This window comes from Cupriavidus sp. H39 (assembly GCF_050271075.1).
Lineage (GTDB): Bacteria > Pseudomonadota > Gammaproteobacteria > Burkholderiales > Burkholderiaceae > Cupriavidus > Cupriavidus necator_B.
The window spans coordinates 2,434,773-2,449,213 of the sequence record NZ_CP189846.1 but is presented as its reverse complement, the minus strand read 5'-3'; the positions used below and the strand labels follow the sequence as shown (position 1 = coordinate 2,449,213).

Below are 14,441 nucleotides of genomic sequence, written 5' to 3'. Positions count from 1 at the left end.
TCAGTCCTTGTTGGTGGCAGTGCTGGCGGGGCCGGAGGCGGCAATGGCCGGCGGCGGGCAGGAGGGGTCCAGGCAGCCGCCCGGGCGGAACGGGTTCCAGCGCGCGGCGGCCAGCACCGCCCATGCGGTGGCGCCAAGGTGCGGCAGGTGGAAGTAGTGGAAGTCCTCCGTGGTGGAGGTGGGACCAATCGACAGCCCGGTGCTGACGCGCGCCTGCGGCGTGGCGTAGAGCATGCCCGACGGCGCCCGCTGCGCGCGCAGCAGCGACCACAGCGGTGCGGCCTGCTGCGCCTGTCCCGCGGCCTGCAGCACCAGCGCGGCTTGTCCGGTGCCTTCGGTCCAGATGCCGTCGGGACTGCCCTTGAAGCCGTAGCCGGCGCCGGCGCGGTGCTTCGCTTCAACCCACGCCAGGTTGCGGCGCCAGTCCTGCGGCGGGTCGGGGAAGGCGATCAGCGGCCACAGCACGGCGTCCAGCGCCGACGGCCCGGCATTGGGCGCGCGGCCGTCGTCGTGCGTGCCGATGATGAAGCGGCCCTCGCGCGGCTGCCACATGGCGCTGACAAAGCCGCGCGAGCGCGCCGCGCCGTCGCGCCAGCGCGGATCGTTGCGCAGGCTGGCCAGCCAGCTGAAGGCGGCATAGGTATCGACGTTGTGCTCGGTCGATTTCCAGCCCTGGCGGGTCTGCTTCGGCTCATGGCCGAAGAAGCCGCCGATATAGCCGGCGGGGGCGGTGGGGTCCGGCACGGTGGCATGCACCCAGCCCATCAACGCCGCGGCGCCGTCGAGATAGCGCGCGTCGCGCGTGGCGTCATGCACCGCCAGCAGCAGCAGCGCGGCCCAGGCCACGTTGCCGGTGGCGGTGCCGGCCTGGTAGGCATCTTCGAACCAGCGCTTGCTGGGTTCGTCCCACCAGCCGGGCAGCGGCGACGGGCCTGCGGGCAATGGCCCCGCGCGGTAGGCGTTGCGCAGGCGCGCGTCGCGGAAGTGGCGGTCCTGGCGGCTTGCCTGCAGCACGGCATCGGCAATGCGACGGGCTTCAGCCGGCCGCTTGCACGCTATCAGCGCGATGCCGGCCAGCGCGTTGTCGTAGACGAAGGCGGCATTGCGCAACGCGGGCGCCAGCGGCTCGCCGCCGGGCGCGGGCTCATAGCTGGCGAGGAAGAGTGGGCCATTGCCGCCGGCGCGGCCGACTTGCCCGGCCAGGGCCTGGCAGCCTTCGGCCAGCAGCGCCTGCTGCGCGGCATCGGCGGGATCCGCGGCGCGGGCAGCGACTGGCGACAGTGCCAGCACGGCGGGAAGCAGCGCGCCGGCGACCATGCGGGGCAGGCGTGCAGTCGGAATCGGCAGTCGCATCCGGCTCTCCTTTGCGCGGGCGCTTACAGCGATGCCCGCAATTGGCCCAGCCAGCTCTGGTTCAGCGTGACGCGCGCCCAGCGACCCATGCCGCAGTGTCCGGACTGCGCCGGCGCTGCCGGAGCCGCCGCCGCGGCCGTGCCTGCGGTGCCAGGCGTGGCGGTGCTGCCGGAGGCGGTGCCGGCCTTTGCCGGCAGATTGCCCAGCGGGCGGTCGAGCTTGGCGATCACGTAGATCTCGTTCTTCTCGATCGGCGGGAACGGCACGAAGTAGCGCGCCTGGTCGCCGTCCGGCGCGCGCGGCAGCACCTCGGCCACCGATGCCGGCAGCGCCGTGGGCAAGCCGTCGACCTGCACGTTCAGGCGCGCACCGGGCAGCAGGTTGTCGCTGAGGCTGCGCGGGAATACCGCCACCACGCGCGTCTGCGCGCAGTTGCTGGCGCGCGCCAGCGTGGCGCCGGCGGCGACGCGCATGCCCGGCTGCGCGATCAGGTCTTCGATGGTGCCGGGTTCGGGCGAGCGGATTTCCAGGTTAGACAGCCGGTCGATGCGTTCCTGCTCAGTGGCAATCATGGCGTCGACGGACTTGCCGTACGCTTCCAGTTGCTCCAGCTCCGCGGTCAGCTGTGCCGCTTCCGCGCCCAGCACCTGGCGACGCTGCGCGAGTGTGGCGCTGGGTCCGTCGGTGGACGACGCATAGACCTTGTTGCGCGAGGCCTGGCTTTCGCCGATGGCGTTGTCGAGTTCGGCCTTGGCGGCGGCCTTGGCGTTGGACAGCATCGACAGCTGGTAGCGCGAGGCATTGGTGTAGGCCTCGCTGACCGCGCCGGCCCACTGCATGCTCTGGTTGCGGTTGACCACTTCCTGCTGCTGGTCTTCCTGGGCCCGTGCCGAGGCCAGGCGCGCCTCCAGCGCGCGCACGCGCGTGGCGTGCTCGCGTTGGGCGGCGCTGTTGTAGCGTTGCAGGTCCTGCTCGGTGGCGGCCATCAGCCGGCGGTTGCTTTCCAGCCGCGCCTTGGCCGAGTCATAGCGCTGCTGGTTGTCGAGCTTCTTGCCGGTCAGGTCGACCAGCAGCGCACGGTCGATATTGGGGTTCTGCACCACCATCAGCGCCTGGTTGGCCGTGAACGGCTGGCCCGCGGCCACCATCTGCTTCATCACCACGCCTTCCACCGGCGACGTCACCAGGCTGACAGGGCTGTTCACCACCGCGCGTTCCGACGATCGTGTAAACACATTTGGAAACATGATCGTCAGCACGGCCCAGATGATGAACAGCACCACGCCATAGCCCGCCATGCGCGGCACGATATGCCAGAGCGGCACGGCGACGGGTTGGGGGCGTTGTACCAGCCCGTCGCCATGGGGGTGGCGCAGCGGGGCCGGCGTCAGCGGATGGGGTCTGGGTGGTGGATTGTTGCGCTGGTCGGCCATGGTGTTGTTCTCCCGCAAGCAAAGTCAAAAAGCATCCCCGCCGGCATCCATGCGGGATGTCGGACGAGCGTGTTCTTCAGGCAAGCGGGCGGCATCGCGCAAGGGCTGTCGCGCGTGGCCCGGCTTGCAAGTCCCCAATTCAGCTTGTTGTCTGCAGCGCGCGCGATGTGGCTGAGCCGTATCGGCGCACTTTGCAATCGGGCCGAGATACCGCATGCAGCGCCACGCGGCCCGTGGATTTGCCCGGCTTCATCCAGGCAGAGTTGAACAATGGCCAGTCATGGCCAAGAAATGGCAGCCCGCTGAAGCAAAGATTCACGCACTCAGGCCGCCGCAGGTGAGTTAAGGCTAGTCAGTTGCCCCTTCGCTTGCTGTAAAAATGTGTAAGAGGAGGCTGTAGCACTGCTTAATACGGCCTTAACATGGCATGCGCTTCACCGCCGGTACGGAAGCGCAGACAGCATAGGTAGATGCGGTTTCGCGCTGCGCCGGAGGGCGTGCGCAGGCGCCGGTAATGGCCGTGCAGCGAAGCTAGTCGTCGCTGCCGAGCGGCGGCGCGATGTGCTCCAGCGGGCGGCGTTCGGCATCGATGCCGAAGCGCAGCGCCAGTAGTCCGGCCACGATCACCAGTGCCGCGCCGAAGCCGTAGCCTGCTGCCACGGCTTCGCGGCTGCCGCTCTCGATCAGCGCGCCCAGCAGCAGCGGCGCGATGAAGCCGCCGGTGCCGGTGCCCACGGCGTAGAACACCGAGATCGCCAGCGCGCGCATTTCCAGCGGGAATACCTCGCTCGCGGTCAGGTAGGCGGAACTGGCCGCGGCGGAGGCGAGGAAGAACACCGCTGACCAGCACAGCGCCTGCGTGCGCGCGTCGAGCCAGCCTTGCACGAAGGCCCAGCCGGTCAGCGCCAGGCCGATGCCGGACAGCACATAGGTGGCGGCGATCATGCGCCGGCGCCCGACATGGTCGAACAGCGGGCCGAGCAGCAGCGGCCCCAGCGCGTTGCCGAGCGCGAACGGAAAGATGTACAGCGCCACGCGCGCCTCCGGCACGCCGTAGAAGCGCGACAGCACCAGCGCATAGGTGAAGAAGATCGCGTTGTAGAAGAAGGCCTGCGCCACCATCAGCGCCAGCGTGATCAGGCTGCGCTGGCGAAAGCGCCTCAGCAGCAGGCGCATCACTTCGCCCACGCCCGGCGCGGCGCGCCGGCGCATCGCCACCGCCGCGCAATCGGGCGACACCGGCGGCAGCGGCCCATGGCTGGCGCGCACTTCGGCCTCGATCGCGGCGATGACGCGTTCGGCTTCTTCGAGCCGGCCATGCGTGGCCAGCCAGCGCGGGCTTTCCGGCACGTGCCGGCGCACCAGCACGATCGCCACCGCCAGCGCCGCGCCCAGCGCGAAGCAGGCCCGCCAGCCCCATACCGGGCCGAATACGCGCGCATCGAGCAGCACCAGGCTCAGCCCCGCGCCCAGCGCCGCGCCCAGCCAGAAGCTGCCGTTGATGGCGAGGTTCACGCGCCCGCGCACGCGCGCGGGGATCAGTTCGTCGATGGCGGAATTGATGGCCGCATACTCGCCGCCGATACCCAGGCCGGTGAAGAAGCGGCACGCGGCAAAGAAGGCAAAGCCGGGCGAAAATGCGGTCGCCAGCGTGGCCACCATGTAGACCGCGAGCGTGGCCAGGAACAGGCGCTTGCGCCCCAGCCGGTCGGCCATGCGCCCAAATACCAGGGCACCCAGCACCGCGCCCGCGATGTAGAGCGAGCCCGACCAGCCGACCTGGGTCGCAGTGAGCCCGAGCGTATCGGGCCGTTCCAGCACGGCGCCGACCGAGCCGACCAGCGTGACCTCGAGGCCATCGAGCACCCAGGCGATGCCCAGCGCGATCGCCACGCGCCAGTGCCAGCGCGACCACGGCAGCCGGTCAAGCCGCCCGGGAATGTCGGTGCGGAAGGTGGTGTCGAGCGGCGGGCTGGCGAGGGCGGTATCGGTTGGCATTGCCAACCAGTATAGGAAACGGGCGCCAGCGTGCCGCGGTGCTTAGCGGTACAGCACCGTCGGCAGCCACAGGCCGATGCCGGGAAAGACGTAGAGCAGCACCAGCGCAATCAGCTGGATGCCCATGAACGGCAGCATGCCGAGGAAGATCTGGTTCAGCGTGACATGCGGCGGCGCCACGCCTTTCAGGTAGAACGCCGCCATTGCCACCGGCGGCGACAGGAACGCGGTCTGCAGGTTCAGCGCCACCAGCAGGCCGAAGAACAGGGGGTCGATGCCGAAGTTGTCGAGCAGCGGGATAAAGATCGGCATGAAGATGATGATGATCTCGGTCCACTCCAGCGGCCAGCCCAGCAGGAAGATGATGACCTGCGCCAGGATCATGAACTGCACCGGCGACAGGTTCATCGACAGCACCCATTGCTCGACCAGCGCCTGCCCGCCGAGCAGCGCGAAGGCGGCCGAGAAGATCGACGAGCCCACGAACAGCCAGCACACCATGGCGCTGGTCTTGGCCGTCAGCAGCACCGATTCCTTGACCACGCGGAAGTTGAGCTGCCGGTAGGCCGCAGCCAGCAGCGCACCGCCGAGCGAGCCGACCGCGGCTGCCTCGGTCGGCGTGGCCAGCCCGAACACGATGGAACCCAGCACCGCGACGATCAGCAGCGCCAGCGGGAAGAACGACGACAGCAGCATCTTGAAGATTTCCACCCGCGCGAAACTGAAGCGCCAGTAGAAGTACACCAGCACCAGCCCCACCACCGCCAGCGTGATCCAGAACCAGCGCGGTGCCGAGACCGCGGCCGCCGCCGCTGGCCCCGCCTCGGCTTGCACGGCGGCCGGCGCGGCAGGCTTGGCAGCGGCCGGCGCTGCCGGTGCCGCGGGTGCGGCCCGCGACGGTTCTGCCGCGGGTGCGGTGGCTTCCTCGGCCGGCGGAGCCGCCAGGTCGTCCACCGCCGCGCTGCTTTCCTCGGCGCCACCCAGCGACAGTGGCGATTCCGCCGAGACGCTGGCGGCCGGGGCGGTGACGGCGCTGTATATCGTGCCCATCACCAACGCCACGGCGAGCGCCGGCAGCAGGACAATGCCGAGCTGGCGCGCGAACACGGCCGTGGGCAGGTCGGCGTTGCGCGGCCCCTTGAGCGCGCGCACCAGGCCGCTGCCCAGCGCAGGCAGCGCATGGGAGGCGCCACCGGCTTCCAGCGTGCGCGCCAGCGGCGGCAGCGGCACCACCCGCTCTGCTTCCGGCAGCGGCGGGGCCAGCGCGGGCTTGAGCTTGGCCAGCACCAGGATGTAGACGATATAGAGCCCGGTCAGCATCAGGCCGGGGAAGAACGCGCCCGCATAGAGCTGCACCACCGATACGCCGGCGGTGGCGCCGTAGACGATCAACAGCACCGATGGCGGGATCAGGATGCCGAGGCAGCCGCCCGCGGTCACCGCGCCGGCCGACAGCTGCGTGCTGTAGCCCGCGCGCAGCATCGCCGGGAAGGCCAGCAGCCCCATCAGCGTGACCACCGCGCCGACGATGCCGGTAGCGGTGGCGAAGATCGCGCAGGTCACCAGCGTGGCCACCGCGAGCGAACCCGGGATCCATGCCAGCGCCAGGTGCAGGCTGCGGAACAGCTTCTCGATCAGGTTCGAGCGCTCGACCAGATAGCCCATGAACACGAACAGCGGGATCGAGATCAGCACATCGTTGGTCATCACGGCATAGGCGCGCTGCACCATCAGGTCCAGCGTCTGCTGCACCGCGATCTCGGGGTTGGCGTGGCGGTACGCCAGCCAGGAAAACAGCACGCCCATGCCCATCAGCGTGAACGCGGTGGGAAAGCCCAGCATGATCGCCACCACGATCAGCGCCAGCATCAGCAGGCCGAGGTGCCCGTTGGTCCAGTCGGCCGGGGCGGGCATGAACCAGGCGACGGCGCCAACGATCACCACCATCAGCGATACGCCGAACCACAGTTCCTTCCTCATCGGCCGGCTCCCGGCGGTTGGTCATGCGGCGGCGCGGATTCGGCCAGTTCAACCGTGGGCGTGCCTTGCACCATCTCCTTGAGCTTGTCGACGTCGACCTCTTCGACATCGCCTTCGCGCAGGGGCCAGTGGCCGCTGCGCAGGCACAGGATGCAGCGGATGGTTTCGGCCACGCCCTGCAGCAGCAGCAGCGCGCCGGCCACCGGGATGACCGCCTTGAACGGATAAATGGGCGGGCCGTCGGCGGCGATGGAAGAGTGCTCGTTCTGCGCCAGCGAGACCTCGAAGAAGTCGATGCCGGCCCAGGCCAGCGCGATCACGCCGGGGAAAAAGAAAGCCAGGTACAGCACCAGGTCGATGCCGGCCTGTATCCGCGGCGAGAGGAAGCCGTAGAGGATATCGCCGCGCACGTGGCCGCGCTTGGCCAGCGTATAGGCGCCGGCCAGCATGAACAGCGTGCCGTACAGCATGTTGCTGGCGTCGAACACCCACGCGTGCGGCGCGCCCAGCGCGTAGCGCGAGAACACCTCGTAGCTGATCATCAGCGTAAGCCCGATGATCAGCCACGAGGCGGCCTGGCCGACGAAGGTGCTGAGCCAGTCGATGCGCAGCAGCAGGCGTTGCACGGCGCGCGTCCCGCCGGGCTCAGCCGCGCTTGGAGAAGTAATGGCTGGAGGCCAGCCGGTAGTCGACGTTGGTGTCGTTCTGCCAGCGCGTGGAGCGCTGCGCGAAGGCCTTCATCGAATCATTGACCTTCTTGAACATGGGGTTCTCTTTTTCCTTGCGCGCGACGATCTCGTCCCAGACCTTCAGCTGCGCCTGCAGCACCGAGTTGGGGGTGGCGTAGAACTTCACGCCTTGCTGCTGCAGCGCCTGGTAGTCCTTGGAGTAGCGGTCGATGGCCTTCATCGACATGTCGGCCGAGGCCGCCTCGACCGCGTTGCCGATCAGCGCCTTGAGCTTGGGCGTCAGCGCGTCGTAGCGCTTCTTGTTGAACAGGATCTCGAATTGCTCCGAGCACTGGTGGAAGCTGCGCAGCATGCAGACCTTGGACACGTCCTGGAAGCCCAGCGCGCGGTCGGAGCTGGCGTTGTTGAACTCCGCCGCATCGAGCAGCCCGCGGTCCAGCGCCGGCACGATCTCGGCGCCCGGCAGCGCGTTCACCGCGGCGCCGAGGCCGGTGAAGATATCGATCGACAGGCCGACGGTGCGGAACTTCAGGCCCTTGAAGTCTTCCGGCTTGGTGATGGGCTTCTTGAACCAGCCCAGCGGCTGGGTCGGCATCGGCCCGTACAGGAACGACACCACGTCGAGGTTCAGGCTGCGGTAGATCTCCTGCTGCAGTTCCTTGCCACCACCGTACTTGTGCCAGGCCAGCAGCATGTTCGGATCCATGCCCCAAGCCGGCCCCGAGCCCCACAGTGCCAGCGCCGAGTTCTTGCCGTACCAGTACGCGATCACGCCATGGCCGCCGTCCAGCGTGCCCTTGCTGACCGCGTCGATCAGGTCGAAGGCCTTGACCACCGCGCCCGCGGGCAGCAGCTCGATCTTGAGGTCGCCGCCCGACATGTCGTTGACCTTGGTGACGAAGTCGCCGGCGAATTCGTGAAAAATATCCTTGGTCGGCCAGGTGCTCTGCCAGCGCATCGTGACCGGCCCCTGCGCCTTGACGATGGCCGGGAAGCCCATCGCCGCCGCACCGGCGGCCGCGCCGGCGGCGCCACCCAGGAAGCCGCGCCGGGACACCCCGCTGCTCCGCCCATCTGATTTGCTCGCCCTGGATGCCATGACCGTCTCCCTCTGCTGAGTGTGGGACTACCCCGCGAGCGTGCCGGCCATGGGGGCCGAGGCCGCTCGCCACTGACGCGAACACCGGAAAAGTCGGGAAAAACTGGAGCATGCTGGGCCTGCGCAGGCGCGGCAGGCCTGCGGACGGGCAGGGGTGCCGGGCAGGTGGCCCGTGATTCCCTTCATGGTAGGAAAGGCACAGACAACCACAATCTAGGGATTACCCGCGCGTGTGTGGCGGCGCACTTTGTGGCGCTGCGGCGCCTGCCGCCAGTTCAGGCGCGCGCGATGCCGACGGTGAAGCGCGCCTCCAGCATTCCCTCCGCGTCGGCGGCCTGGCGCACCTCCATCAGGTTGGGGCGCGCGCCCGCGATCGGGTCCTGCGCGGTGGCGCGCGACGGCACCCCGTGCGCGCGGTAGGCCGGGTGGCTGCCCAGCACCTCGCGGTTCAGCGCGTCGCTGAAGTAAAGCTGGCTGGTCAGCGCTTCGGCGGCGCCGAGCAGCACCTTGAAGTGGATATGGATGGCACGCGGCGCGTACCAGCCGGGATAGATCGAGGTGAAGGTGGCGACGCCGTCGCTGCCGGTTGGCTGCACTCCGCGCAGGAAACGCGCCTGCCGGTTGTCGCGGCCTTCGCCACTGTAGTGGCCTTGCGCATCGCAGTGCCAGACGCTGACCAGGGCACCCGGCACCGGCGCGCAGCCGTGCCCGGCATCGACAACCCGGATGCGCAGCCGCAAGGGCTGGCCGGGGCGGCCGTCGCGGATATCGGCGCGCATCAGGGCGTCGTCCAGGTAGAAAGGGCCTTCGGTGGCGGCCGGCGTCAGCAGGCACGCGGCGGGCGTTGCCGCTGCGGCCGTGCCCGGCGCGATGCCGGCCGCAGCCAGCAGGCCCAGGTCGCGCAGGAAGCGACGGCGCGCGCCGTCGGGGTCTGCCGGAACACCGGCGCCAAGTGCCGGAGCCGTGGTCATGGTGGCCTCCGTGGTGTTGCGAGTGGGCCGGACGGCGCTTGCCACGGCACGCTGGGGCGCGGCCTCAGCGTCCCATGGCCTTGAGCATGGAATAGCCGTGACTGGTGATGCGCGGCGCCTGCCGGCAACCGTGCAGGACCTCCAGGTGTACCAATTGCTTTTCGACCAGGGCCTTGAGGTCGGTGGGATCGATCTGGCGGGAATCGCTGGAATCGAGGGAATCGGGGCCGTCGCTCAGCAACAGCAGCGTGGCAAGTTCATGCGGGCTCAGCACGTTCGTCTCCTTGGTTAGAGGGGGGCGTTTGCTGGGAGTCTGCGCGGCGGCATCGCGCCGGCGGGGAAGGCGAAACACGATCGTGGAGACAACGCGGCACATGCGCTGCGCATGTTGCGCTGCAATGCTGCAGCGCCGCCGCGGGTCCCGCGCAATCCACTGGTTTGACGGGATGGGCTGCGTACGGTTCCTCGCTACCGCAGGCCGTTACATGTGACCCGGCGTCGCATTGCCGTCATGACCATACTAGCCCGACCGGGTGACAATACGATGGCCATGCCGGCGTCGTGGACAAGGGCGCGGCAGCCGACCGCGCCCCGTCATGCCCGGCCGCCTTTACTGTTCCTGCCGCGCGCGCCAGGCCTGATACAGGTCGACGCCTTCGTCGCGCGCCGGAACGTAGGCCAGTTTCATCTCGCGCTGGTCCAGCGGCCGGGCCAGTTCGACGTAGCCGCGCTCCGCGGACAGGTCGTAAGGGGCGCCGTCCTCGTTGGAATACGCGTAGTAGACCGACTCGACGCCGGCCAGGTACATCGCCGTCAGGCACATCGGGCAGGGATAGCCGCTGGCGTACACGGTGCACCCGCTCAGGTCGGGTTTGCCCAGCGCGCGGCTGGCGGCGCGCACCGCCTGCATCTCGGCATGCGCGCTGGGATCGCAGGTGGCATCGACTTCGTTGACCGCGCGGGCCAGCACCGAGCCGTCCTTGACCACCACGGCGCCAAAGGGCCAGGTATTGCGCTCGCGCACGTTCTCCATGGCGAGGCGGATGGCATCCAGCAGATAGGCTTCGGTGGTCGACACGCGTTGTCTCCGGTCAGGCCTGGCCCGCGCAGGCAAACGTGATGCGGGCCTCGCGAATATAGGCCAGCGTGCGCAGGGAGGGTGGCGCGGGTTGTTATAGAGCGTATTCGGGCGCCGGACGCTATGGCCGAAGGCACTGGCGCGCATTCGATTCCTTAACTTCGCGTGCCGCGGGCAGCGTGCCAGAATGGGGTCGATGTATCCCTATACCTCTCCCCTGACGCATCCGCAGGGAGGCATCCACATGCTGTTGGCGCGCCTGTTCCGTTCCCTTTCTCTGGTCTTGGTCATTGTCATGCTGACACCTGTCCCCGCCGCGGCGAGCGCGACGCCTGAACAGCAACTGCGCGAGGCCGCGGTGCGCGGCGACGCCGCGCAGGTCAGCGCGCTGCTGGCCCAGGGCGCCGCCATCGACGCCCGCGACGCGCAGGAGCGCACGGCGCTGTTGCTGGCTACGCACCACAACCGCGTGCAGGCGGCGCGGGTGCTGATCGACGCCGGCGCAGACGTGAACGCGCAGGACGCCATCCACGACAGCCCCTACTTGTACGCCGGCGCGCGCGGCTACAACGAGATCCTGCGCCTCACGCTGGCCCACGGGGCCGACCTGCGCAGCACCAACCGCTACGGCGGCACCGCGCTGATCCCGGCCGCGGAACGCGGCCACGTCGAGACCGTGCGCACGCTGATCGCGGCCGGCGTGGCGGTGAACCATGTGAACCGGCTCAAGTGGACGGTCTTGCTCGAGGCCATCATCCTGGGCGACGGCGGGCCGGCCCATACCGAGATCGTGCGCCTGCTGGTCAAGGCGGGGGCCGCCGTGAACCTCGCCGACGGCGACGGCGTGACGCCGCTGCAGCATGCGCGCCAGCGCGGCTATGGGCAGATCGAGCAGATCCTCGCTGCGGCCGGGGCACGCTGAGCGGCAGCGGGCCGCACCGCAGGCGCGCGGCCGCCAGTCTTTGTCGTGTCAGCCCGGATGCACTACAACCAGTAGTGCGGTGGCCGTGGTCTTGCCACCATTGGAGATCGCATGTGCGACATCGGCCGCATAGCGCGCGGTCTCGCCGTGCCGCAGCTTCTTCTCATCGGCCCCCGCGCGCACCGTCATCGATCCGCTCAGCACCGACAGGTGTTCCTGGGTGCCGGCCTCGTGCGGCTCCGAGGCCAGCACGCCGCCGGCCTGGATGGTCAGTTCATACCACTCGAAGCGCCCGGCCAGTTCGATCGGGCCCAGGATGCGCAGGTCGCAGCGGGTGTCCGGGCTCTTCAGCGACGGGATCGCGTGCGGCTGGACCACGGTGATGCCGCCGCCGGCGCGCTCGCCGGCGCCGCCGGCCAGGAAATCCGCCAGGTTCACGCCCAGGGCATTGGCCAGGCGCCACAGCACCGCCACGGTCGGATTGGCAAGGTTGCGTTCGATCTGCGACAGCATCGACTTGGAAACCCCCGCGCGGCGCGACAGTTCGTCGAGCGACAGGCGCTGCTGCTGGCGCAGCGCCTGCAGCGCCATGCCGACGGCGGGCGGGCCGTCGGGCGGCGGGGTCTGGACCAGGGCTTGCGTCATGGAATGATGTTCGTTATATTGCGCAAAACGTTCGATATACAGAACGTGTTCGATTTATCGATCGGATCGTAGCACACCCGCCAGCACACCCTCGACCCCAAACGGAGCCAAAGCCATGCCGAATGCCCAGGCGTTCTATGCGTCCATCCGCGACGAGCTGCAATCCATCCGCGACGCCGGGCTGTACAAGAACGAGCGCGTGATCGCGACACCGCAGGGCGCGCGCGTGCGCACCAGCGATGGCCGCGAGGTCATCAACCTGTGTGCCAACAACTACCTGGGCCTGTCGTCGCACCCGCGGGTGATCGAGGCCGCGCACGAAGCCTTGCGCACGCATGGCTACGGACTCAGCTCGGTGCGCTTCATCTGTGGCACGCAGGACCTGCACAAGACGCTCGAGGCGCGGCTGTCCAACTTCCTCGGCACCGAGGACACCATCCTCTATGGCTCGGCCTTCGATGCCAATGGCGGCCTGTTCGAAACGCTGCTGGGGGCGGAAGACGCGGTCATCAGCGATGCGCTCAACCACGCCTCGATCATCGACGGCATCCGCCTGTCCAAGGCGCGCCGCTACCGCTACCAGCACAACGACATGGACGACCTGCGCGTGCAGCTGGAGCAGGCGCGGGCCGACGGCGCGCGCTACACGCTGGTGTTTTCCGACGGCGTGTTCTCGATGGACGGCACCGTGGCGCGGCTGGACGAGATGCGCGCGATCTGCGACGAGTATGGCGCGCTGCTGGGCATCGACGAATGCCATGCCACCGGCTTCATGGGACCGGGCGGGCGCGGCACGCACGAGGCGCGCGGCGTGTTCGGCAAGATCGACATCATCACCGGCACGCTGGGCAAGGCGCTGGGCGGCGCGTCGGGCGGCTTCACCAGTGCGCGCAAGGAAGTGGTGGCGCTGCTGCGCCAGCGCTCGCGGCCGTATCTGTTCTCGAATACCGTAGCGCCGGCCATCGTGGGCGCGTCGATCGCCGTGCTCGATATCCTGGAAGCCAGCACCGAGCTACGCGACCGGCTCGAGCGCAGTACGAAGTTCTTCCGCGCCGGGCTGGACCAGTTGGGCTTCGACGTCAAGGCGGGCGAGCACCCCATCATCCCGATCATGGTCTATGACGCCGACAAGGCGCAGCAGCTCGCGCAGCGCCTGCTGGAGCTGGGCGTGTACGTGGTCGGCTTCTTCTACCCGGTGGTGCCCAAGGGCCAGGCGCGCATCCGCGTGCAGATGAGCGCGCTGCATGACGAGGCCGCGTTGCAGGCGGCGCTGGACGCCTTCGGGCAGGCCGGCCGCGAACTGGGGCTGATCTGATGGAAGCGGACAAACCGAAGATCCTGATCGTCGGCGCCAATGGCCAGATCGGGTCCGAGCTGGCGCTGGCACTGGCCGAGCGCCATGGCCGCGCCAATGTCATTACCTCCGACGTGGTGCCCACCGGCCGCCACGTGCAGCTGACGCATGAGATGCTCAATGCCACCGACCGCGGCGAGCTGGCCACGGTGGTCGAACGGCATGGCATCACCCAGGTCTACCTGCTGGCCGCGGCCCTGTCCGCCACCGGCGAGAAGGCGCCGCAGTGGGCCTGGAACCTCAACATGACCAGCCTGCTCAATGTGCTGGAACTGGCGCGGCAGACCGGGCTGGAGCGAGTGTTCTGGCCCAGCTCGATTGCAGCCTTCGGCCCGACCACGCCTGCCGAACAGACGCCGCAGAAGACCGTGATGGAACCCACTACCGTCTACGGCATCTCCAAGCAGGCGGGCGAGGGCTGGTGCCGCTGGTATCACGCCAACCACGGCGTGGATGTGCGCAGCGTGCGCTATCCGGGCCTGATCTCGCACAAGACCCCGCCCGGCGGCGGCACCACCGACTATGCCGTCGACATCTTCCATGCGGCGGTGAAGGGCGAGCCCTACACCTGCTTCCTGAAGGAAGACGAGGCCCTGCCGATGATGTATATGCCCGATGCGATCCGCGCCACCATCGAACTGATGGAAGCCCCGGCCGACAAGCTGAGCGAGCGCGGCAGCTACAACATCGCCGGCATGAGCTTCACGCCCGCGCAGATCGCCGCGGCCATCCGCGAGCAGGTGCCGGGCTTCCAGATCCGCTATGAACCCGACTATCGCCAGGCGATTGCGCAGGGCTGGCCGGATTCGATCGACGATTCGGTCGCGCGCGCGGACTGGGGCTGGCAGGCGGAGTACGGCCTGAAGGAGATGGTGGCGGACATGTTGGTCAACCTGAAGGCGACGCTGCCCGCCTGAGA

At 68.8% G+C, this 14,441-nt stretch carries 13 protein-coding genes; 3 read left to right on the top strand and 10 right to left on the bottom strand.

Annotated elements, in window-relative coordinates:
* From ACOCMH_RS11550 to ACOCMH_RS11510, 9 genes are all read right to left on the bottom strand, one after another.
* Positions 1-1,353: a hypothetical protein gene (locus ACOCMH_RS11550; protein ID WP_427307100.1), complete on the bottom strand. Its 1,353-nt coding sequence runs from the start codon at positions 1,351-1,353 to the stop codon at positions 1-3.
* A gap of 23 nt (positions 1,354-1,376) precedes the next feature.
* Entirely contained in the window at positions 1,377-2,786 is a 1,410-nt protein-coding gene (locus ACOCMH_RS11545) for an HlyD family secretion protein (protein WP_427307099.1), read from the bottom strand.
* A 531-nt stretch (positions 2,787-3,317) separates the two neighbouring features.
* Positions 3,318-4,784, bottom strand: a complete 1,467-nt coding sequence (locus ACOCMH_RS11540; RefSeq protein WP_427307098.1) for an MFS transporter — start codon at positions 4,782-4,784, stop codon at positions 3,318-3,320.
* Between the two features lie 42 nt (positions 4,785-4,826).
* Positions 4,827-6,764: a TRAP transporter large permease gene (locus ACOCMH_RS11535; RefSeq protein ID WP_427307097.1), complete on the bottom strand. Its 1,938-nt coding sequence runs from the start codon at positions 6,762-6,764 to the stop codon at positions 4,827-4,829.
* On the bottom strand, positions 6,761-7,390 hold the full coding sequence (locus ACOCMH_RS11530; protein ID WP_427307096.1) for a TRAP transporter small permease subunit: 630 nt from the start codon (positions 7,388-7,390) through the stop codon (positions 6,761-6,763). The genes ACOCMH_RS11535 and ACOCMH_RS11530 overlap by 4 nt, the downstream gene beginning before the upstream one ends.
* Before the next feature lie 19 nt (positions 7,391-7,409).
* Positions 7,410-8,552 (bottom strand): TRAP transporter substrate-binding protein, encoded by a 1,143-nt coding sequence (locus ACOCMH_RS11525; protein WP_427307095.1) that lies wholly within the window; start codon positions 8,550-8,552, stop codon positions 7,410-7,412.
* Between the two features lie 275 nt (positions 8,553-8,827).
* A complete protein-coding gene (locus ACOCMH_RS11520; protein WP_427307094.1) occupies positions 8,828-9,523 on the bottom strand; it encodes an intradiol ring-cleavage dioxygenase in 696 nt (231 codons plus the stop codon).
* 64 nt (positions 9,524-9,587) lie between these two features.
* Positions 9,588-9,797, bottom strand: a complete 210-nt coding sequence (locus ACOCMH_RS11515; RefSeq protein ID WP_171513000.1) for a hypothetical protein — start codon at positions 9,795-9,797, stop codon at positions 9,588-9,590.
* 336 nt (positions 9,798-10,133) lie between these two features.
* On the bottom strand, positions 10,134-10,601 hold the full coding sequence (locus tag ACOCMH_RS11510; RefSeq protein ID WP_427307093.1) for a nucleoside deaminase: 468 nt from the start codon (positions 10,599-10,601) through the stop codon (positions 10,134-10,136).
* Positions 10,602-10,845: 244 nt separating this feature from the next.
* Here ACOCMH_RS11510 and ACOCMH_RS11505 point away from each other — a divergent pair, with 244 nt between their 5' ends.
* Complete coding sequence (locus tag ACOCMH_RS11505) at positions 10,846-11,523, top strand: ankyrin repeat domain-containing protein (protein WP_427308442.1); 678 nt, start codon at positions 10,846-10,848, stop codon at positions 11,521-11,523.
* 48 nt (positions 11,524-11,571) lie between these two features.
* Here the strand turns inward: ACOCMH_RS11505 and ACOCMH_RS11500 are convergent, their stop codons facing one another.
* Complete coding sequence (locus tag ACOCMH_RS11500; protein ID WP_427307092.1) at positions 11,572-12,168, bottom strand: helix-turn-helix domain-containing protein; 597 nt, start codon at positions 12,166-12,168, stop codon at positions 11,572-11,574.
* Between the two features lie 115 nt (positions 12,169-12,283).
* On the opposite strand from ACOCMH_RS11500, the gene kbl reads away from it, so the two are divergent.
* A complete protein-coding gene (gene kbl / locus ACOCMH_RS11495; RefSeq protein ID WP_427307091.1) occupies positions 12,284-13,483 on the top strand; it encodes a glycine C-acetyltransferase in 1,200 nt (399 codons plus the stop codon).
* Positions 13,483-14,439, top strand: coding sequence for an L-threonine 3-dehydrogenase (locus ACOCMH_RS11490; protein ID WP_427307090.1), 957 nt, complete (start codon positions 13,483-13,485; stop codon positions 14,437-14,439). Before kbl ends, ACOCMH_RS11490 begins: the two co-directional genes overlap by 1 nt.
* Positions 14,440-14,441: the final 2 nt, after the last annotated feature.